Annotated in this window: 19 protein-coding genes and 1 pseudogene; 13 read left to right on the forward strand and 7 right to left on the reverse strand. The window is 74.5% G+C overall.

Annotated features, from left to right (window positions below; genetic code table 11):
• Positions 1-90 precede the first annotated feature (90 nt).
• Together IF67_RS0123260 and IF67_RS0123265 are read left to right on the forward strand one after the other, a co-directional pair.
• Positions 91-987: a LysR family transcriptional regulator gene (locus IF67_RS0123260; protein WP_030988655.1), complete on the forward strand. Its 897-nt coding sequence runs from the start codon at positions 91-93 to the stop codon at positions 985-987.
• A gap of 89 nt (positions 988-1,076) precedes the next feature.
• A complete protein-coding gene (locus IF67_RS0123265; RefSeq protein WP_030988657.1) occupies positions 1,077-1,709 on the forward strand; it encodes a TIGR03085 family metal-binding protein in 633 nt (210 codons plus the stop codon).
• Positions 1,710-1,728: 19 nt separating this feature from the next.
• Here IF67_RS0123265 and IF67_RS43835 read toward each other — a convergent pair whose 3' ends face one another.
• Complete coding sequence (locus IF67_RS43835) at positions 1,729-1,872, reverse strand: hypothetical protein (RefSeq protein WP_158713146.1); 144 nt, start codon at positions 1,870-1,872, stop codon at positions 1,729-1,731.
• 33 nt (positions 1,873-1,905) lie between these two features.
• On the opposite strand from IF67_RS43835, the gene hisI reads away from it, so the two are divergent.
• The 11 genes and pseudogenes from hisI to lgt form a co-directional block, all read left to right on the forward strand.
• Entirely contained in the window at positions 1,906-2,295 is a 390-nt protein-coding gene (gene hisI / locus IF67_RS0123275; protein ID WP_030988659.1) for a phosphoribosyl-AMP cyclohydrolase, read from the forward strand.
• An 11-nt stretch (positions 2,296-2,306) separates the two neighbouring features.
• Complete coding sequence (locus IF67_RS0123280; RefSeq protein WP_030988661.1) at positions 2,307-3,851, forward strand: anthranilate synthase component I; 1,545 nt, start codon at positions 2,307-2,309, stop codon at positions 3,849-3,851.
• A gap of 55 nt (positions 3,852-3,906) precedes the next feature.
• The gene (locus IF67_RS0123285) at positions 3,907-4,572 is read left to right on the forward strand and encodes a TIGR02234 family membrane protein (protein ID WP_030988663.1); all 666 of its coding nucleotides are present in this window, start codon (positions 3,907-3,909) and stop codon (positions 4,570-4,572) included.
• Positions 4,573-4,657: 85 nt separating this feature from the next.
• Positions 4,658-4,903 carry an HGxxPAAW family protein gene (locus tag IF67_RS0123290; RefSeq protein WP_030988665.1) on the forward strand — a complete coding sequence of 82 codons (246 nt, stop codon included), beginning with the start codon at positions 4,658-4,660 and terminating at the stop codon, positions 4,901-4,903.
• Between the two features lie 167 nt (positions 4,904-5,070).
• Positions 5,071-5,517 (forward strand): DUF2752 domain-containing protein, encoded by a 447-nt coding sequence (locus IF67_RS0123295; protein ID WP_030988666.1) that lies wholly within the window; start codon positions 5,071-5,073, stop codon positions 5,515-5,517.
• A 184-nt stretch (positions 5,518-5,701) separates the two neighbouring features.
• The gene (gene trpC, locus IF67_RS0123300) at positions 5,702-6,511 is read left to right on the forward strand and encodes an indole-3-glycerol phosphate synthase TrpC (protein WP_030988668.1); all 810 of its coding nucleotides are present in this window, start codon (positions 5,702-5,704) and stop codon (positions 6,509-6,511) included.
• A 25-nt stretch (positions 6,512-6,536) separates the two neighbouring features.
• Positions 6,537-6,830 (forward strand): tryptophan biosynthesis modulator TrpM, encoded by a 294-nt coding sequence (gene trpM / locus IF67_RS46355; protein ID WP_107050278.1) that lies wholly within the window; start codon positions 6,537-6,539, stop codon positions 6,828-6,830.
• A 301-nt stretch (positions 6,831-7,131) separates the two neighbouring features.
• The gene (gene trpB / locus IF67_RS0123305; RefSeq protein ID WP_030988670.1) at positions 7,132-8,418 is read left to right on the forward strand and encodes a tryptophan synthase subunit beta; all 1,287 of its coding nucleotides are present in this window, start codon (positions 7,132-7,134) and stop codon (positions 8,416-8,418) included.
• Positions 8,415-9,233, forward strand: a complete 819-nt coding sequence (gene trpA, locus IF67_RS0123310) for a tryptophan synthase subunit alpha (protein ID WP_030988673.1) — start codon at positions 8,415-8,417, stop codon at positions 9,231-9,233. The genes trpB and trpA overlap by 4 nt, the downstream gene beginning before the upstream one ends.
• Positions 9,234-9,436: 203 nt before the next feature.
• Positions 9,437-10,279: a DsbA family protein gene (locus IF67_RS0123315; RefSeq protein ID WP_234341259.1), complete on the forward strand. Its 843-nt coding sequence runs from the start codon at positions 9,437-9,439 to the stop codon at positions 10,277-10,279.
• 142 nt (positions 10,280-10,421) lie between these two features.
• Positions 10,422-11,274, forward strand: a pseudogene (gene lgt / locus IF67_RS0123320) (prolipoprotein diacylglyceryl transferase); the annotation flags it as partial.
• Between the two features lie 332 nt (positions 11,275-11,606).
• Here lgt and IF67_RS0123325 read toward each other — a convergent pair.
• The 6 genes from IF67_RS0123325 to IF67_RS0123350 are packed head-to-tail and all read right to left on the reverse strand — an operon-like array spanning position 11,607 to position 19,131.
• Positions 11,607-12,635, reverse strand: a complete 1,029-nt coding sequence (locus IF67_RS0123325) for an HpcH/HpaI aldolase/citrate lyase family protein (RefSeq protein ID WP_051818479.1) — start codon at positions 12,633-12,635, stop codon at positions 11,607-11,609.
• The gene (locus tag IF67_RS0123330; RefSeq protein WP_030988683.1) at positions 12,632-13,888 is read right to left on the reverse strand and encodes a CoA transferase; all 1,257 of its coding nucleotides are present in this window, start codon (positions 13,886-13,888) and stop codon (positions 12,632-12,634) included. Before IF67_RS0123330 ends, IF67_RS0123325 begins: the two co-directional genes overlap by 4 nt.
• Positions 13,885-15,360, reverse strand: coding sequence for an ADP-ribosylglycohydrolase family protein (locus tag IF67_RS0123335; protein ID WP_051818482.1), 1,476 nt, complete (start codon positions 15,358-15,360; stop codon positions 13,885-13,887). Before IF67_RS0123335 ends, IF67_RS0123330 begins: the two co-directional genes overlap by 4 nt.
• Entirely contained in the window at positions 15,357-16,673 is a 1,317-nt protein-coding gene (locus tag IF67_RS0123340; protein WP_030988687.1) for an ADP-ribosylglycohydrolase family protein, read from the reverse strand. Before IF67_RS0123340 ends, IF67_RS0123335 begins: the two co-directional genes overlap by 4 nt.
• Positions 16,670-17,980 (reverse strand): ADP-ribosylglycohydrolase family protein, encoded by a 1,311-nt coding sequence (locus IF67_RS0123345; RefSeq protein ID WP_030988689.1) that lies wholly within the window; start codon positions 17,978-17,980, stop codon positions 16,670-16,672. The genes IF67_RS0123340 and IF67_RS0123345 overlap by 4 nt, the downstream gene beginning before the upstream one ends.
• Positions 17,977-19,131 carry an ADP-ribosylglycohydrolase family protein gene (locus IF67_RS0123350; protein WP_030988691.1) on the reverse strand — a complete coding sequence of 385 codons (1,155 nt, stop codon included), beginning with the start codon at positions 19,129-19,131 and terminating at the stop codon, positions 17,977-17,979. The genes IF67_RS0123345 and IF67_RS0123350 overlap by 4 nt, the downstream gene beginning before the upstream one ends.
• Between the last annotated feature and the right edge of the window lie 269 nt (positions 19,132-19,400).

Below are 19,400 nucleotides of genomic sequence, written 5' to 3' on the forward strand. Positions count from 1 at the left end.
ACGGTAAGGACCTCGCCTCCCATCAGTCCAAGACATGGTCCGGCTCATCTCCATAGGCAGGGCCTATCGCCGCCGCCTAGCATTCCTCTTATGCAGTTGCAGCAGCTCCGCTACTTCACCGCCGTGGCCGACACCCGGCACTTCACCCGCGCCGCCGAGCGCGAACATGTCGCCCAGCCCTCCCTCTCCCAGCAGATCCGGTCGCTGGAACGCGAGTTGGGCGCGGAGCTGTTCCACCGCGCCCGTGGCCACATCACCCTCACCGACGCCGGGGAGACCCTGCTGCCGCTCGCCCGGCGCATCCTCGCCGATGCCGAGACCGCCCGCCGCGAGGTCCAGGAGGTCGCCCGGCTGCGCCGCGGCCGGCTGCGTCTCGGCGCCCCGCCCAGCCTCTGCGCCAGCCTCGTCCCCGACGTCCTGCGGGCCTTCCACACCACCTACCCGGGCGTGGAGCTGATCGTCACCGAGGACGGCTCGCAGGACCTCGTCCGGGCGCTGGCCGACGGCGCACTGGACCTGGCGCTGATCATCACCCCGCTCCCGGTCCAGGCCCCCGCCCTGGTCACGTCCGACCTGCTGCGCGAGGAACTCGTCGTGGTCTCCGCCCCCGACCGCCCCGGCCCCGTCGGCCGGCGCACCCGCATCCGGGTCGAGGATCTCCGAGGCCGGCCGCTGGCCATGTTCCGCCGCGGCTACGACCTGCGGGAATTCACCACCGCGGCCTGCCGCGCGGCCGGCTTCGAGCCCACCTTCACCGTCGAGGGCGGCGAGATGGACGCGGTCCTCGGCTTCGTCCGGGCCGGGCTGGGCATCGCCGTGGTCCCCAGCATGGTCGCCGAACGCTCCGGCCTGCGCGTCACCCGTTTCTCGACGCCCGGGATGCACCGTGTGGTGTCCGTCGCCCACCGGGGCGATGTCTCCCCGCCGCGCGCCGCCCGGGAGCTGGAGCGCATCCTGATGGACCACCTGGAGCCGGGCGGGCCCTGAACGGATACGGCCCGGCAGACGGGGGGAGCGGGGTCGATCAGGGGCGCGGCCCCATGGCAGGGGGCCACAGCCGGTCGTAGGCTGGCCGCATGTCGACCCATGCGAAGCGTGAACGGCTCCTTCTCGCCGACCTGTTGGAGAGCGCCGGCCCCGAGGCGCCGACGCTGTGTGAGGACTGGACCGCCCGGGAACTTGCCGCGCATGTGGTGGTGCGCGAGCGGCGCGCCGACGCGGCCGGCGGGATCCTCGTCAAACCGCTGGCCGCACGTCTGGAGCGGGTGCAGAAGGAGTTCGCCGGCCGGCCGTACGAGGAGCTGATCCGGCTGATCAGGACCGGCCCGCCGCGGCTGTCGCCGTACGCACTGAAGCAGATCGACGAGGCTGCCAACACCGTCGAGTTCTATGTCCACGCCGAGGACGTACGGCGCGCCCAGCCGGACTGGGCCCCGCGCGCGCTGGACCCCGTGTTCGCGGACGCCCTGTGGTCCAGGATCGAGAAGATGGCCCGGGTGCTGGGCCGTAAGGCGCCGGTGGGCCTGGTGCTGCGGCGGCCCGACGGGCGGACGGCGGTGGCCCACCGCGGCACCCCGGTGGTCACGGTCGTCGGCGAGCCGGGCGAGCTGACGATGTTCGCCTTCGGCCGGCAGGAGGCCGCCGATGTGGAGCTGGACGGCGACAAGGACGCGATCGGCCGGCTGATGGCGGCGAAGCTGGGGGTGTGAGCCCGCTCCGCCCTTCGCCTCACAAGTGGAACACCACCACCACGACCACCACGGCCACCACCACCGCCGCCACGAACACCGCCGCCAGCACCCGCGCCGCCACCCGCGCGGCGCGGTCCGGGTCCGGCGGCGGTGGCGGCACGGGCGGCTGCTGATGATGCATGGGTGCAGGATGCCGCACGGCACAATGGAGACCATGAGCAGCCGCGCCGCCACTCCGGACACCACCCCCGCCCTGGACCCCGCCATCGCCGCCCGCCTCAAGCGCGGCGCCGACGGCCTGGTCCCCGCCATCGCCCAGCAGTACGACACCGGCGAGGTGCTGATGCTCGGCTGGATGGACGACGAGGCCCTGCACCGCACCCTCACCACCGGCCGTTGCACGTACTGGTCCCGCAGCCGCCAGGAGTACTGGGTCAAGGGAGACACCTCCGGCCACGTCCAGCACGTCAAGTCGGTGGCCCTGGACTGTGACGCCGACACCCTCCTGGTCCGGGTCGACCAGGTCGGCGCCGCCTGCCACACCGGCGACCGCACCTGCTTCGATGCGGATGTGCTGGCCACCGAGGCTGCCCAGGACCAGTAGGCTCCGCTGCCATGACCACGGGAACCACCGGCACCGCCACTCCGGACCTCGACACCTTCCGCACCCTCGCCAAGGACCGGCGGGTCATCCCCGTCACCCGGCGCCTGCTCGCGGACGGCGACACACCGGTCGGGCTCTACCGCAAACTCGCAGACGAACGCCCCGGCACCTTCCTCCTGGAGTCCGCCGAGAACGGCCGTACGTGGTCGCGCTACTCCTTCATCGGCGTCCGCAGCGCCGCCACCCTCACCACCCGCGACGGGCAGGCGCACTGGCTCGGCACCCCGCCCGTCGGCATGCCCACCGGCGGCGACCCGCTCGCCGCGCTGCGTGCCACCGTCGAGGCGCTGCACACCCCCCGGGACCTGATCGAGGGCGAGGGGCTGCCGCCGTTCACCGGCGGCATGGTCGGCTACCTGGGCTACGACATCGTGCGCCGCCTGGAGAAGGTCGGCGAGCAGACCGCGGACGACCTCCGGCTGCCCGAGCTCACCATGCTGCTCACCTCCGACCTCGCCGTCCTCGACCACTGGAACGGCACGGTCCTGCTGATCGCCAACGCGATCAACCACAACGACCTCGACACCGGTATCGACGAGGCCTACGCGGACGCGGTGGCCCACCTGGACGCCATGGCCGACGACCTCGCCCGGCCCGCGGCCGCCAGTGCCGCCGCGCTGCCGCCGTCCGAGGTCCCGCCGTACAGCGTCAAATGGGGCGGCGCCGACTACCAGGACGCCGTCGTCGACATCAAGGAGCGCATCCGGGCCGGCGAGGCCTTCCAGGTCGTGCCCTCCCAGCGCTTCGAGACCCCGTGCACGGCGAGCGCGCTGGACGTCTACCGGGTGCTGCGGGCCACCAACCCGAGCCCGTACATGTACCTCTTCCGCTTCGAGGGGGGCGACGGCCCGGAAGGCGGCGCCTTCGACGTCGTCGGCTCCAGCCCGGAGGCGCTGGTGAAGGTCGAGGGCGGCCGGGCCATGGTCCACCCCATCGCCGGCACCCGCCCGCGCGGCGCCTCCGTCCAGGAGGACCAGGCCCTGGCCGACGAGCTGATGGCCGACCCCAAGGAGCGCGCCGAACATCTCATGCTGGTCGACCTGGGCCGCAACGACCTGGGCCGGGTCTGCGAACCGGGCAGCGTCGAGGTCGTCGACTTCATGTCCGTCGAGCGCTACAGCCATGTGATGCACATCGTCTCGACGGTCACCGGCCAGGTGGCCGAGGGCCGTACCGCCTTCGACGTGCTCACCGCCTGCTTCCCTGCGGGCACGCTCTCCGGCGCCCCCAAGCCGCGCGCCCTCCAGATCATCGAGGAGCTGGAGCCGACCCGGCGCGGTCTGTACGGCGGCTGCGTGGGCTACCTCGACTTCGCCGGTGACTCCGACACCGCCATCGCGATCCGCACGGCCCTGCTCCGGGACGGCACCGCCTACGTCCAGGCGGGCGCCGGGGTGGTCGCCGACTCCGACCCGGTGGCCGAGGACACCGAGTGCCGCAACAAGGCGGCCGCGGTGCTGCGCGCCGTCAACACCGCGAACCACCTGGGCAGGTAGCCCCTCCCCACCCCGCGCGCCGGTCCCCGGCGGCCGGTGCGCGATAGTGGTACGCGTGACTGCCGTACCCCAGACCCCCGCCGAGACCGAGCCCTCGGTCGCGTCCGTGTCCCCGCCGGCCGGGCCCGCGCCCGGCGCGAAACGCAGTCTCGCCCTGGCGCTGCTGGCCGGCGCGGCCGGCGCCGCCCTGGCGCTGCTGGCCTCCGGCCGCACCTGGGCCGAGGGCACCGCGGTGCTGGCCCAGGGCGAGCTGCCGCGCACCGTGACCGGCGCGGATGTGACCGGTGTGCCCGGCGCGCTGGCCGTCGTCGGCCTGGCCGCGCTGGTCGCCGTCTTCGCGGTGCGCCGGGCCGGCCGGCTCGCGGTCGCCGGTCTGCTCGCGCTCAGCGGGGTGGGCATCGTCGCCGCCGCGGTGCGGGGCAACTCCGACACCTCGGCGCTGCGCGAGAAGGCGGCCACCGCGGTCGGTCTGACCGGAGCCGATGTGCATCACGTCACGCACACCGGCTGGCCGTGGGTGGCCGCGGCCGGCGGTCTGCTGCTGCTGGTCGCCGGGCTGCTGGCGCTGGTGTACGGACGCCACTGGCCTGCAATGTCGGGCCGGTACGAGCGCACGCCCGGCGGCGCCCGCGGCCCGCGCCGTGCTCCGCCCGCGCCGGACCTGGACCGTCCGGAGGAGATCTGGAAGTCCCTGGACCGCGGTGAGGACCCCACCCGGTAACGGTGCTCCGCCCGGCATCGGTGACAATGGCCGACGAGGATCATCGCGCCCGGACCCGGCGCGGACAGAGCATCGAGGAGCATTCATGTCGAGCAGTGGCCACGGACACACCCCCGCCGCCTGGACCGGCGTCATCATCTCGTTCATCGGCTTCTGCGTCGCCGGAGCCTTCATCGTGCTGGCGAATGTGCCCGGCTTCTGGGCCGGGATGGCGCTGATCGGCCTCGGTGCCGTCGTGGGCGGTCTGATGCGCATGGCCGGTCTGGGCTCGGAGCCCAAGCGCGCGGCCAAGCCGCGCCCCCAGGCACAGGCACAGCCGCAGGAGGGCTGAGCTCCCGCTCCCCGTGGCGCCGCGCTCCGGCGCCACCCTCGTGGCATCCCTCGAAGGCGCCGCTTCCCGGCCCGTACGCACCCCCGGTGCCGTACCCGCCGTCCGTGCCCGTTCCGTACGGCGGCCGAGAAGCTGCGCCTTTGCGCGTGCGGCCGCACAATCGGCACGTGAGCGAACCCGTGGCGCGGCCCCGGCCCGAAGCCCCACTCCACGGCGGCCTGCCGCGCCGCCTCGCGGCGCCCCTGGGCTCATTGGCCGCCGCCACCGCCGCCTTCGGCTGGCTCGGTGCCGTCGACCCGAACGAGCCCGGCCACTACCCGGTGTGCCCGCTGCTGCACCTCACCGGCCTCTTCTGCCCGGCCTGCGGCGGTCTGCGCAGCGCCCATGCCGTCGCCCACGGCGATCTCGCCGCGGCGCTCGGCGCCAATGCCCTCGCCGTGGCCGGATACGCCGCCTGTGCGGCCTTCTGGGCGGTCTGGGTGAGCCGTGCGGTGCGCGGCCGCCGGACGGCGGGCCCGCGGCCGCGAGCCGTCCACTGGTGGGCGCTGGGCGGCCTGCTGCTGGTCTTCACCGTCGTACGCAATCTCCCCTTCGGCAGCGGTCTGGCACCGTGAGGCGCCGGCCGCCCGGTTCGGCTGCGGAGCCCCGCATGCGACCCGGAAATGTCCAGGTCGTGGGACCGCGGTCCACCGGATGTGAGACCTGCGTCCCATGGCGGATACCATCGGAGTGCCGGATGGGTCAGCGTGTCCCACAGGCCACTGTCCACCTCCACCGCTCAAGAAGGAGGCCGCTCGCGTGAGTGTGCTCGACGAGATCATCGACGGCGTCCGTGCCGACCTCGCAGAGCGGCAGGCGCGCGTCGGCCTCGACGAGCTCAAGGAGCGGGCCCAGAAGGCGCGTCCCGCCAAGGACGGCGTCGCGGCGCTGAAGGGCGAGAGCGTCACGGTGATCTGCGAGGTCAAGCGCTCCAGCCCCTCCAAGGGCGCGCTCGCCGCGATCGCCGACCCGGCCGGTCTGGCCGCCGATTACGAGGCGGGCGGCGCGGCGGTCATCTCCGTCCTGACCGAGCAGCGCAAGTTCGGCGGTTCGCTGGCCGACCTGGAGGCCGTCCGCGCCAAGGTCGACATCCCCGTCCTGCGCAAGGACTTCATCGTCACCGCCTACCAGCTGTGGGAGGCCCGTGCCTACGGCGCCGACCTCGCGCTGCTGATCGTCTCCGCGCTGGAGCAGGAGGCCCTGGTCTCGCTGATCGAGCGGGCCGAGTCGATCGGGCTGACGCCGCTGGTCGAGGTGCACGACGAGGACGAGGTCGCCCGCGCGGTGGACGCCGGCGCCAAGATCATCGGCGTCAACGCCCGCAACCTGAAGACCCTCGAGGTCGACCGCGGCAACTTCGCCCGGATCGCCCCCGAGATCCCCGACCACATCGTCAAGATCGCCGAGTCCGGCGTCCGCGGGCCGCACGACCTGATCGCGTACGCCAACGACGGCGCGGACGCGGTGCTGGTCGGCGAGTCGCTGGTGACCGGCAAGGACCCCAGGACCGCGGTCGCCGATCTGGTCGCCGCGGGCTCCCACCCGGCGATCCGGCACGGCCGGTCCTGAGCGGCCGGGGACGGCACACACCGACATGACCGCCACCGCCGCAGGCATCCGCTGCCAGGCCCGGGTTCCGCACCCGGGCCCGGTCGGCGTGCGCGCCGCGGCGGGGTCCGCCCGCGTCCCCTGCCCGGCGCTCGGCCGGGGATTCCCGCCCGTCGCCCGCCGCCGCCCCGAGCCGACGAGGCGCTGCGCGCTGCCCCCGTGGCACCGCGGCTGCCGGGCGCCCGCACGGCGGGTCCACGGGCGCAGGGTCAGGTATCACATCGGCTCCGAGCCGGGACAGATCAACGGCATGCGATGGCGACCGGGGTCCGCGCGCTGACGCGTCGGCCCCGTACCGGCGCCGGGTTGCCAGGGGGCACGGCGGTCGTCTGACCGCCTGCTCGTCCCCCCCCACCCCCGCCCCCTCCCTCGAAGGGGGAGAGGGGGGAGGGGCGGGGGAGCGCTGCGGCCGCGTCCCGTGACGTCGGCCCACCCCTCCGCGGAACCGCCGCTCGCGGCTCCCCGGAGGCAGCGACCCGTCCGCGCGCGCCGCATACCGTGATGCTCGAATCCCGAATCGCGAAATATCGCTGACATAACCGGACTTCCGGGGCAGCTGCCCCGGCAGAGGAGTGCGTCTGATGTCCTCCGATTTCTTCCTTCCCGACCCTGAGGGACGTGTGCCCAGCGCCGAGGGCTACTTCGGTGCCTACGGCGGCAAGTTCATCCCCGAGGCACTGGTCGCCGCGGTCGACGAGGTCGCCGCCGAGTACGAGAAGGCCAAGGCGGACGCCGCCTTCGCGGCCGAACTCAACGACCTGATGGTCAACTACACCGGGCGCCCCAGCGCGCTCACCGAGGTGCCGCGGTTCGCCGAACACGCCGGCGGGGCCCGGGTGTTCCTCAAGCGTGAGGACCTCAACCACACCGGCTCGCACAAGATCAACAACGTGCTGGGCCAGGCACTGCTCACCAAGCGGATGGGCAAGACCCGGGTCATCGCCGAGACCGGCGCCGGCCAGCACGGCGTCGCCACCGCCACCGCCTGCGCCCTCTTCGGCCTCGACTGCACCATCTACATGGGCGAGATCGACACCCGGCGCCAGGCCCTCAACGTCGCCCGGATGCGGATGCTCGGCGCCGAGGTCATCGCCGTGAAGTCCGGCAGCCGCACCCTCAAGGACGCCATCAACGAGGCCTTCCGCGACTGGGTCGCCAACGTCGACCGCACCCACTACCTGTTCGGGACCGTCGCGGGACCGCACCCGTTCCCCGCGATGGTCCGCGACTTCCACCGCGTCATCGGCGTGGAGGCGCGCCGCCAGATCCTGGAGCGCGCGGGCCGCCTGCCCGACGCCGCCGTCGCCTGTGTCGGCGGCGGCTCCAACGCCATCGGGCTCTTCCACGCCTTCATCCCGGACGCCGGCGTCCGGCTCATCGGCTGCGAGCCCGCAGGCCACGGCATCGCGACCGGGGAGCATGCCGCCACCCTGAGCGCCGGTGAGCCGGGAATCCTGCACGGGTCCAGGAGTTACGTCCTCCAGGACGAGGAGGGCCAGATCACCGAGCCCTACTCCATCTCGGCCGGCCTCGACTACCCGGGCATCGGGCCCGAGCACGCCTTCCTCAAGGACACCGGCCGCGGTGAGTACCGCGCCGTCACCGACGACGCCGCGATGCAGGCGCTGCGCCTGCTCTCGCGGAGCGAGGGCATCATCCCCGCCATCGAGAGCGCCCACGCCCTGGCCGGCGCCCTGGACCTCGGCAAGGAGCTCGGCACGGACGGGCTGATCGTGGTCAACCTGTCCGGGCGCGGCGACAAGGACATGGACACCGCCGCCCGTTACTTCGGCCTGTACGACACGGACGCCGCCGTCGAGGCGGACACCGACACCGCGGACGCGGAGATCGAGGGGGACGTCAAGTGAGCGGGAACATCAAGCTGCTGAGTGACACCCTGGCCGCCGCGAAGGCCGAGGGCCGGTCCGCCCTCATCGCCTATCTGCCGGCCGGGTTCCCGACCGTCGACGGCGGCATCGAGGCGGCCAAGGCCGTCTTCGACGGCGGCGCGGACGTCGTGGAGATCGGGCTCCCGCACAGCGACCCCGTCCTCGACGGCCCCGTCATCCAGACCGCCGACGACATCGCCCTGCGCGGGGGCGTGAAGATCGCGGACGTCATGCGGACCGTCCGCGAGGCGCACGAGGCCACCGGCAAGCCCGTCCTCGTCATGACGTACTGGAACCCCATCGACCGCTACGGCATCGAGCGCTTCACCGCCGAGCTCGCCGAGGCCGGCGGTGCGGGCTGCATCCTGCCCGACCTGCCCGTCCAGGAGTCCGCGACCTGGCGGGAGAACGCCGACAAGCACGGGCTTGCCACCGTCTTCGTCGTCGCCCCCAGCAGCAAGGACGCGCGGCTCGCCGAGATCACGGCGGCGGGCTCCGGCTTCGTGTACGCCGCCTCGCTGATGGGCGTCACGGGCACCCGCGCGTCGGTGGGCGAGCAGGCGCAGGACCTCGTGCGGCGCACCAAGGCGACCACCGGGCTGCCGGTCTGCGTCGGCCTCGGCGTCTCCAACGCCGAACAGGCCGCCGAGGTGGCCCAGTTCGCGGACGGTGTGATCGTCGGCTCGGCGTTCGTCAAGCTGATGCTGACCGCGGACGGTGACATGGCGGCCGGCCTCGCCGGGATCCGCGCCCTGGCCGCCGAGCTGGCCGAGGGCGTGCGCAAGCGGGCCTAGGGGACGTCTCCCCTGGAGGCACTGCGGCGACCGGACCTGGCAGGTACGCAGGTCCGGTCGCTGTCCCTCGATAGGGCGAACATCGGTGCGGAGGAGTGCGGCGGCACCCCTCCGCTTCGTTGTCCAGGGGCGTGAGCCAGAAGAATCATGAGGGTAAGAGAACCGCCCGCGAGCGGCTACAGGAACAGCGGGAAAAGGAGAGGGTGCGCGCCCGGCGCGGCCGTCAGGCCATCGTCGCCGGATCGGTGGTGGTGGTGCTGGCGATCGCCGGCGGTATTGCCGTCTGGGCGACTTCGGCCAACAGCGGCGGGACCAGTTCCGACAACGAGACGGCCCGCCCCAAGCAGGCCAGCGGCGGCAGCCGGCCCGCCATCCCCGTCGGCGCTCCCAATGCCCCTTCCACACTCACCGTGTGGGAGGACTTCCGCTGTCCCGCCTGCCAGCAGTTCGAGACCGGCTTCCGCCCGGCCATCCATGAGCTGGAGGACTCCGGCCGGCTCAAGAGCGAGTACCACCTCGTGACGATCATCGACGGGAACGCCGGCGGCAAGGGTTCCCGCAATGCCGCCAACGCCGCCATGTGCGCCCAGGACGCGGGGAAGTTCCGCGCGTACCACGACGTCCTCTACTCCCACCAGCCGCCCGAGCAGCAGGACAAGTTCGCCGACAAGAAGTACCTCCTCCAACTGGCCGGCAAGGTCAAGGGGTTGGTGACCCCCGCCTTCACCACATGCGTCAACGACGGCAGGTACGACGCCTTCGTGCAGAAGTCCACCGACGCCTTCGCCGAGACCGGTTACCGCGGCACCCCGACCGTTCTGCTCAACGGCAAGGACCTCGCCAAGGAGAAGGGCGGCCGGTTCAGCCCCGCGGACCTGAAGAAGATGGTGCAGGACGCCAACAAGGGCAAGCAGCCGGGGAAGAGCTCCTCACCGCACCCGGGCGCCGCACCGCACATGAGCACCTCGCCCCAGGGCAAGCAGGCCGGACGGAGCGCCTCGCCCCGGGCACAACACCCCGCAACGAGCGCCCCGCCGGGCTACTAGGCCCTGTCGTAGGCCTCCGCCCCGAGGAGCGCCGCGGCCCTCGCGGACACGCAGCGTCATGGTGTGCTCGCGGGGTCGTTACGCAGCCGTTGCCGGGTGGGTTGTCGTCGACCCCGCCCGGCGCGGTAGCGTCGTCCCTGCCATGGACCTCGCATTCATTCCCAGCCCGTCGGTCGGCGTCGTACATCTCGGCCCGATTCCGCTGCGCGGCTACGCGTTCTGCATCATCATCGGCGTCTTCGTCGGCGTCTGGCTCGGCAACAAGCGCTGGGTGCAGCGCGGGGGCCGCTCCGGCACCGTTGCCGACATCGCCGTGTGGGCCGTGCCCTTCGGGCTGGTCGGCGGACGCCTCTACCACGTCGTCACGACGTACGAGCCCTACTTCGGCCCGAACGGCCATCCCCTCGACGCCTTCAAGGTGTGGGAGGGCGGCCTCGGCATCTGGGGCGCGGTCGCGCTGGGCGCCGTGGGCGCCTGGATCGGCTGCCGCCGGCGCGGTATCCCGCTCCCCGCGTATGCCGACGCGCTCGCGCCCGGTCTGGCGCTCGGGCAGGCGATCGGCCGCTGGGGCAACTGGTTCAACCAGGAGCTGTACGGCAAGCCGACCGATGTCCCGTGGGCGCTGAAGATCAGCTCCGACCCGGCCATCGGGCGGATCGGCGGTACCTACCACCCGACCTTCCTCTACGAGTGCCTGTGGTGCATCGGTGTCGCCGCGCTGGTGATGTGGGCCGACAAGCGCTTCCGGCTCGGGCACGGGCGGGCCTTCGCGCTGTATGTCGCCGCCTACTGCGCGGGCCGCGCGTGGATCGAGTACATGCGGGTCGACGAGGCGCACCACATCCTGGGCCTGCGGCTGAACGTCTGGACCGCGCTGATCGTCTTCGTCCTCGCCGTCGCCTACTTCGTGGTCTCCGCCAAGAAGGCACCAGGACGGGAAGCGGTCGTCGAGCCGGGGGCGCAGCTCGCCGAGGGTGCGGACGGCGCGGCGGCCGAGGACACCGACCGCGCCGACGATGCCAAGGTCTCGGTCGAGAAGCCGTCGTCGAAGACGGCGTCCGAGGACGACGGGGAGACGGAGACGGAGGCGGGTGCCGACGGCGCCGACGGTGCCTCCGGGTCCGCGACGGACGAGCCCGGCGACAAGAAGGCCGCGGGCGCGTCGGATGCCCCCGCGGCCGACGCCCCCGCCGCGGATGCCGCCAAGCCCGCCGGGAGCGGCAGCACCAAGAAGCCCTGAGGCGGCCACCGGCTGCCGACCGCGCCGGGCGGACCCGATACGTCGGATCCGCCCGGCGCGGTGCTGTTCCGGCCCGGCGGCGCTCGGTCAGCGTCGGCGCTCGGCCAGCTCCAGCACCCGCCGGGCCCCCGCGACCACCGCCGCATCCACGAACCGGCCGTCCGGCAGCGCCAGCGCCCCGCCGCCCTCCGCCGCGGCCGCCCGCACCGTCTCCCGTGCCGCCGCGATCTCCTCCGCCGAGGGGAGGAACGCCGTTTTGATGACCGGAAGCTGGCGGGGGTGGAGCGCTGCCCGCCCCAGGAACCCCAGGGCGCGGCCCAGGGCACAGGACCGGGCCAGGCCGTCCAGGTCGTGGACGTCCGGGTAGACCGACTGCGGCGGCGGGGCCAGCCCGGCCGCGCGGGCGGCGACCACGGTCCGGCCGCGGGGCCAGGCCAGCCCCGTGTCGTCCCGCACCCCCAGCTCCCCGCACAGATCGGCCTCGCCGAGCGCGATCCCGCGGAGCGCCGGATGCGCGGTGGCGATGGCGAAGGCGTGCTCGATGCCCAGCGCGGATTCGAGCAGGGCGAACAGGGCCGGGGTGGCGGGGAGGGCGCCCGTGGCGGGGGTGGCCGTGGGGGCGAGGGTGGCGGTGGTGCTTCCCGGGGCCGTGCGGGCGGGGGTGAAGTGACCCGCGAGGGTGCGTCCGGCCGGTCGTACGGCCCCCTCCGCGGCGTAGGGGAGAGGCCCGGGAACGGGGTCCGCGGCGGTCGTCGCCCAGCCGGCGGCGCGGTGCACATCCGCCGGGCCCTGCACCTTGGGCAGCCGCAGACCGGCCAGGCCCGGCAGCGTGGCCAGCGTGCGGATCTCGGTCTCGGCGAGCGGACCGTCCAGCGCATTGACGCGGACATGGACCGGGCAGGGGCCCGGGGCCGGGCCGCTCAGCAGCTCGGCGGTGGCGCGCAGCGCGTACTCCTTGCGGTCCGGGGCGACCGCGTCCTCCAGGTCGACCACGACCACATCGGCCCCGCAGGCGAGCGCCTTGGCCACCACCTCCGGGCGGTCCCCGGGCACATACAGCCAGGTCAGCGGCGTGGGAACGGTCTCGTGCCGAGGCGTCGGGGAAGCCGGCCTCACAGCGCACCCGCCGCACGCAGCCCGTCGATCTCGGGGCCGGTCAGTCCGAGGGCGGCCAGCACCTCGTCCGTGTCCGCGCCGTGCGGGCGGCCCGCCCACCGGATGGCGCCCGGCGTCTCGGAGAGCCGGAAGAGGACGTTCTGCATCCGGAGGGTGCCGAGCTCGTCGTCCGGGACCTCGGTGATCGAGCCCAGTGCCTGGTACTGCGGGTCCGCCATCACCTCGCGGATGTCGTAGATGGGCGCCACCGCCGCCTCGGCCTTCTCGAAGGCGGCCATCACCTCGGCCCGGTCGTGCCGGGCGATCCAGCCGGCGACCGCCGTATCGAGCTCATCGGCGTGCCGGGCCCGTCCCGCGCCGGTCGCGAACCAGGGCTCGTCGATCACCTCGGGCCGGCCGACCAGCCGCATCACCCGCTCGGCGACCGACTCGGCCGAGGCGGAGACCGCCACCCATGAGCCGTCGGCGGTGCGGTAGGTGTTGCGCGGCGCGACGTTGGCGGAGCGGTTGCCGGTCCGCGGCTGGACATGGCCGAGCTGGTCGTACCAGAGCGGCTGCGGGCCGAGGACGGTCAGCATCGGTTCGATCAGCGCCAGGTCGATGACCTGGCCGCGGCCGGTCGCCGTCCGCCCGTGCAGCGCGGCCATCACGGCGTACGACGTGGCCATCGCGGCGATCGCGTCGGCGAGCCCGAACGGCGGCAGGGTCGGCGGCCCGTCCGGCTCACCGGTGATCGCGGCGAAGCCGCTCATGGCCTCGGCGAGCGTGCCGAACCCGGGGCGGCGGGCGTAGGGGCCGAACTGCCCGAAGCCGGTGACCCGGGCCAGCACCAGACGCGGGTTGGCGGCGGACAGCTCGTCCCAGCCCAGCCCCCATCGCTCCAGTGTCCCGGGCCGGAAGTTCTCGATGACGACGTCCGCCCCGGCGGCCAGCCGCAGCAGGACGTCCCGGCCGTCCGGGTGGGACAGATCGAGCGTGAGGGTCTTCTTGTTGCGGCCCAGCAGCTTCCACCACAGTCCGATGCCGTCCTTGGCGGGCCCGTGGCCGCGCGACGGGTCGGGCCGCTGCGGATGCTCGACCTTGATCACCTCGGCGCCGTAGTCCCCCAGCAGGGTGGCGGCGAGCGGACCGGCGAACAGCGTGGCGAGATCGAGCACCCGCAGTCCGGCGAGCGGACCGGAGGCGGGGGGATCCGGGGCGGTGCGCTCGCCGGCGGCGGGCCCGGCCATCGCGGACAGGGACGGGTCGGTCATGGTGCGGGTGCCTCCGGTCGGTGGGGCGGGGGACAGGGCGCGGCCAGTGCGGCGGTACGGGCCGCGAGGGCGTCGAAGCCGATGCCGTCGAGCCCGCCGACGCTCGTGGCGAGCCGGTTGCGCAGCGGTGCCGTCCAGCGGGCGGGCAGCGCCTCGGGCGATCCGGCGAGCAGTCCGGCCAGCGAACCGGCCGTGGCACCGTTGGAGTCGGTGTCCCAGCCTCCGGACACCGCACGGCAGATGGAGCCGGTGAAGTCACCGTCGGCGTGGGTGAGCGCGGCGGCCAGCAGCGCCGCGTTCGGCACGGCGTGCACCCAGTGGTGGTGCCCGTAGGCGGTGTGCAGCCGGTCGACGACGGCCGCGAAGCCGGCCGGCGTACCGGTGGGTTCGTCGTGTGCCGCCGCGATGCCGCAGCGCACGGCCTGTGCGAGGCGGGAGCGCGCGGGGATCACGGCCAGCCCGGCCCGCAGCGCGCCGTGCACATCGGCGCCCGCCGCGCCCGCCCCGGCGAGTGCGGCGGCGGTGAACATCGCGCCGTACACACCGTTCGCGGTATGGCTGAGCGTGGCGTCCCGCCAGGCCGCGGCCGCGGCGGCCGCCGGGTCGCCGGGGTGCGTCCAGCCGAAGATGTCGGCGCGGATCTGCGCGCCGATCCACTCCCGGAACGGGTTGCGGTGCCGCGCGGTGTGCGGTGGCTCGATGCCGTCCAGGAGATTGCGGTACGCGAGGCGCTCGGCGGTGAAGGTACGGCCGGCCGGCAGTTCGTCCAGCCACAGCCGCGCCACATCGGCGGTGGTGAAGCCGTGCCCGTGCCGTTCGAGGAGCAGCAGACCGAGCAGCGGGTAGTTGAGGTCGTCGTCCTCCGGCATGCCGTCGATGTTCTCGGCCAGCGAGGTGGCGCGGCTGCGGCGGTTCCACGGGTAGCGCGCGGCCACCGCCGGATCGAGACCCCGCTCGGTGAAGTACGAGGCCAGCGGCCAGTTGCCGGTCGAGTGGGCGAGCGCCCGTACCCCGCCGAGCGGCAGCTTCTCGACGGGCTTGCCGAGCAGACAGCCGGCCGCCCGCCCGAGCCAGGCGGCCTCCAGCCGGGCGGCCGGCACCGCGCCGCACGACTGCTGCTGCGGCTCGGGCCGCGGCCCGCCGCCCGTGGCCCGCGCTTCCCACCCCGCCCGGATCGCCGCCAGGGCGGTGGGCTCGTCCGTCTCCGACGGGCAGGGCAGCAGCGCGAGTTCATCGAGCAGAGTCCCGGCGAGTGCCCGCAGCGCCGGATCCGCCGGGCCGGGGGAGGCGCCTGCCCGGCCGGGTGCCGTCCCGCCGCCCGCCGCGCGCCACCGCCGCGCGATCCCGGCGGCGTCCCGGCCGTCCTCCGCCGCCTGCCGCAGCTCGTGACCGATCAGGTCCTCGGGCTGCACCCAGGTCACCCGGAGCGGCGGCGCGCAGGCGGTCCTGGCGACGGCCGCCGTGGTCGTCACCGCTCGCCCGCCTCCGTCATCGCCGGGATGGCCGAGATCGCGGTGAAGGCCTGCTCGTGGGTGCGGGCGCGGGCCCGGTCGCGGGTGAAGATCTCGCGGGTGACGGTGGCCAGCGCGGCCCCGGGCGCCTGGAGATCGAGGCGGCTGGCGCGGGCGACCTCCGTGCTCCACTCGGCCGGCACGGCGGACTCGCCGCGCAGGGCGCCGACCAGCGCGCCGCTCATCGTGGCGATCGAGTCGCAGTCACGGCCGTAGTTGACGGAGCCGAGGACCGTGGCCCGGTAGTCGCCGCCACCGATCAGCAACATGCCCAGGGCGATGGGGAGTTCCTCGACGGCATGCAGCCGGGAGGGGCGCCGGGCGCCGAGCGACGGGTTGCGGTAGTCGGGGCCCACGGTGTCGAAGGGAGCGATCGCCGCACGCAGCGGCACCAGCGCCGACTCGGGGTCGGTGAGCGACGACGCGGCCTCGCAGACCGCCTCGATCGCGGCGCGGGTGCCGTCCTTGGCCAGCCGCAGCGCCTGGACGACGACGGAGGACACCGTGGCGTCGGGCGTGAAGGCGGCGGCCACGGCCGCGGCGAACACCCCCGCCGCCTCCCGCCCGTACGAGGCCTGATGCGCGCCGGAGATGTCCAGCGCCTCGGCGTACGCCCGGTCCGGGTTGCCGGCGTTGACGATGCCGACCGGTGCCATGTACATCGCCGCACCACAGTTGACGATGTTTCCGACGCCCGCCTCGCGCGGGTCCGCATGCCCGTAGTGCAGCCGCGCCACGATCCACTTCTCGGCGAGGAAGATCCGCTGCAACGGCAGCGCCTCGGTCTCCAGCTCCGGGATCCAGCGCGGGGTGCCGATCAGATCCGGTACGAGGTGGTCGGCGATGTCATAGGCGTCGAGGTGGTCGCGCACCGTCTCGTAGACCCGTACCAGCGCATGCGTCATCAAGGTGTCGTCGGTGACGTGGCCGTCGCCCTTGTGGTACGGCGCGATCGGGCGGGCGGTGCGCCAGTCGTCGTGGAACGGTCCGACGATGCCCCCGACCCGGCCGCCGTGCCGCTTGACGATCTCCTCCGGCGACCAGCCCTCCACCGGCCCGCCGAGCGCGTCGCCGACGGCGGCGCCGACCAGGCAGCCGGCCGCCCGGTCCTCCAGGGACGGCGGGACGGGGACGGCGGGGGGCACAGGACCCGTCGGCGACGGCTTCGCGACCGGGGTGACAGTGACGGCCGGCAGGACCTGGGCGGCCGGGGGGCCGGAGGCGTTCGCCGCGCCCGGTGCCGCGGCCGGTGTCTGCTCGCTTGCGTAGGTCATGTGCGGGTGAGTCCTTCCACGGTGGGGGAGGGGCAGGGGGCCAGAAGGGCGCCGGAGACGGCTTCGGGGACGGCCGGAGGGACGGCCGCGTCCGCGGCTTCGGGGGCGGTCAGCTCCGTGAGGGCGAGCAGCCCGGCCAGCTCGACTAGGTCCGTGCCGGCCAGCCGTGGCAGCGCGCAGCCGGACAGCACCCGGCAGGCGTCGCGCCAGGTGCGGGGCAGGGCGTGGGCACCCCCGAGCGCTCCGGTCAGGGCCCCGGCCAGGGCCGGCGCGGAGTCGGCGACCCGGGAGAGGCAGGCGGCGGCCGGTACCGCCTCGGCGACCTGCCCGTCCGTGGCCAGCGCGAGCGCCAGTGCCACCGGGACGGTCTCGGCCGCGGCGATGCCGTAGCTGTAGACGTGGTCGACGATCTCGTGCTCCAGCACGGGCACCAGGGCGAAGGCGGTGCCGGGGCGGCCGGACGGGCCGTGGCCGTCGGTGGCGAAGGCCTGCGCGAGACGGACCGCATGCAGGGCGTTGCGGCGGATCTCGGTGCCCTCGGGGAGCTGGTCCAGCGCCGCTTCCACACAGCCGCCGGCCGCCGTGCCGCCGAGCGCGGCCGCGACCGCGGCGGCCATCGCACGGGCACCGTGCACCCCGTCGCCGTCCTGGGTGTAGCGCGCGTCGTACTCGGCCAGGTCGGCCGCCGCGGACGGCTCGCCCGGGTGCACCACGGCCAGCACGGCGGCGCGTACGCAGGCCGCGTCGTCGAAGAAGTGCGGGTTGTCGTGGCCGGTGGCCGGCGGCCGCAGCCCGGCGGCGAGATTGCCCAGCCCGGCCCGTACGGAGATCCGGGCGCGCAGCGGCAGCACGGCGGACTCCACCTCGGGCGCCCGTTCGGCGGCCGCGGCGACCTCGCAGGCCAGCGCGTTCCAGGCCAGATCGATCGCGGCGCGCATCCGGCGGTCCCGGCCCAGGTCGCTGAGCAGCGCACCGGCCGCCGTGAGCACCGATCCGGCGGTGAAGGCCGCCCACTCGGCGTCATCGGAGGGCCCCAGCCGCAGCGGCTCGGGCGGCTGATTGAGGGCGATCGGCACGGGCAGCGTGGTGGTCGCGTTCTGCTCGGCGAAGGTGTCCAGCTCACGGGTCAGCCGCCGGGTCCACTCCGGCATCCGCGCCGCCCGGTGCCGGGCCGCGGGCCACCCGGCGGCGTCGCCCGCGGCCACCCCGAGCAGTAGCCCTTCGATACGGCTCCGGGCGCCCGTGGTGTCCCGGGGGCCGTCCACGGCGGGGGCGGCGGCCTCCCGCGCGGTGCGCCCGCCGTTCATCCGGCCCCCACCCCGGCCTCGGCACCGGTGCCGATCCCGATGCCCGTTGCCGGCCCTGGGCCCGCCCCGGCGCAGGCTCCCTGTGGCGTCAGCAGATCCGCGATGTCCAGGACGTGATAGCCCGCCATCGACGGCAGACAGCTGCCCCGCGCCGGGCCGATGGCGCCGGCCCAGGCCTCGGGGATCGCGGCGACGCCGCAGAGCGCTCCGGCCAGCGCTCCGGCGACGGCCGCCGTGGTGTCGGCGTCGCGCCCCATGTTGACCGCGGTCAGCACCGAGGCGGAGAAGTCACCGCGGGCCGCCGCGAACGCGCCGAAGGCCAGGCCGACGGCCTCCGGCGCCAGATCCGTCCAGGGGTAGCCGCCGACCACGACGGCGGAACGCACCGCCCGCTCGGTGCCGAGCCGGGTGATGCCCGGGTCGTAGCGGGAGCGCTGGGCGGCGCCGACCGCCCGGCGCAGCGAGCGGGCGGTCCAGGAGTCCTCCGGTACGACGGACAGCGCCGCGGCGATCACCGCGTCGGTGTTGGGGGTTCCTCCTGGACCGGAGGCTGTCGAGGGTCCTTGGGGGAGGGCGACCATGGCGGCGGCGACCCCGGCGGCCACCGCCCGGCCCCCGTAGATCCCCTCGCCGTCGTGACTGACCGTGCCGTCGATGGCGACCAGCCGGGCCGCCTCGGCGGGCCGCCCGGCGGCGAACACCCCGAACGGCGCGGCGCGCATCGCCAGCCCGTCGCTCCAGGCGTGCCGGTGCTGGGCGGAGATGGGGGCGGCCAGGCCCCGGCGCAGGTTCTCCAGGGTGCCGCGCTCGCTGAAGCCCGCGCCGCGGAACGGCCCCTCGTCGCGGTCGGCGATCCACTGGTGCCAGGCGGCCTCGACCTGGGCGACGGTCAGCGCCGAGCCGTGCGCGGCGAGCAGCAGCCCCGAGAAGATGGCGTACTCGGTGTCGTCGGTGCCGGCCGGGTCGTCCTCGACATACCCCTCGATGCGGCCCCAGCGGCGGCGGATCTGCGAGGGCTTCATGTTCTCCGCCGGGGCGCCGAGCGCGTCACCGACGGCGAGCCCGAGCATCGCGCCGCGGGCCCGGTCGCGCACCGAGTCGCCCGCGGTGGGCACGGCCGGGTCCGCGGGCGGGAGGTGCACTGCGCTCATGGTGCGTGCCGTTCTGTCGTACGGGCCGGACCGCCGCCCGGGACCGCGGGGCGCCGGCCGGTTGCGGGCCGCTGGGCTGTATCCGTGCCACGCGACGGACCCGCTCTCCTGTCCCGGGCGGCAGGGTCACCCGGTCGACTCCCTGGGACGGCACCAGGACGGACCGTCCAAAGGGCCCCGAAAGGGCATGTGACCCGGATCTCATCACCGGCCGCGCGGAAAACCCGCAGGTCAGCGCGGTAAGTTCGGCCTTCCTTGCTAGCGGCGGA

The sequence above is a fragment of the Streptomyces sp. NRRL S-1813 genome, from assembly GCF_000719605.1.
Taxonomy (GTDB): Bacteria; Actinomycetota; Actinomycetes; order Streptomycetales; family Streptomycetaceae; genus Streptomyces; species Streptomyces decoyicus.

What these genes read in the sequence shown, in the direction of transcription:
- IF67_RS0123260 (WP_030988655.1), top strand. Translation starts at nt 91, where the DNA reads ATGCAGTTGCAGCAGCTCCGCTACTTCACCGCCGTGGCCGACACCCGG.
- IF67_RS0123265 (WP_030988657.1), top strand. Translation starts at nt 1,077, where the DNA reads ATGTCGACCCATGCGAAGCGTGAACGGCTCCTTCTCGCCGACCTGTTG.
- IF67_RS43835 (WP_158713146.1), bottom strand. Translation starts at nt 1,872, where the DNA reads ATGCATCATCAGCAGCCGCCCGTGCCGCCACCGCCGCCGGACCCGGAC.
- hisI (WP_030988659.1), top strand. Translation starts at nt 1,906, where the DNA reads ATGAGCAGCCGCGCCGCCACTCCGGACACCACCCCCGCCCTGGACCCC.
- IF67_RS0123280 (WP_030988661.1), top strand. Translation starts at nt 2,307, where the DNA reads ATGACCACGGGAACCACCGGCACCGCCACTCCGGACCTCGACACCTTC.
- IF67_RS0123290 (WP_030988665.1), top strand. Translation starts at nt 4,658, where the DNA reads ATGTCGAGCAGTGGCCACGGACACACCCCCGCCGCCTGGACCGGCGTC.
- trpM (WP_107050278.1), top strand. Translation starts at nt 6,537, where the DNA reads ATGACCGCCACCGCCGCAGGCATCCGCTGCCAGGCCCGGGTTCCGCAC.
- trpB (WP_030988670.1), top strand. Translation starts at nt 7,132, where the DNA reads ATGTCCTCCGATTTCTTCCTTCCCGACCCTGAGGGACGTGTGCCCAGC.
- IF67_RS0123330 (WP_030988683.1), bottom strand. Translation starts at nt 13,888, where the DNA reads ATGACCGACCCGTCCCTGTCCGCGATGGCCGGGCCCGCCGCCGGCGAG.
- IF67_RS0123340 (WP_030988687.1), bottom strand. Translation starts at nt 16,673, where the DNA reads ATGACCTACGCAAGCGAGCAGACACCGGCCGCGGCACCGGGCGCGGCG.
- IF67_RS0123345 (WP_030988689.1), bottom strand. Translation starts at nt 17,980, where the DNA reads ATGAACGGCGGGCGCACCGCGCGGGAGGCCGCCGCCCCCGCCGTGGAC.
- IF67_RS0123350 (WP_030988691.1), bottom strand. Translation starts at nt 19,131, where the DNA reads ATGAGCGCAGTGCACCTCCCGCCCGCGGACCCGGCCGTGCCCACCGCG.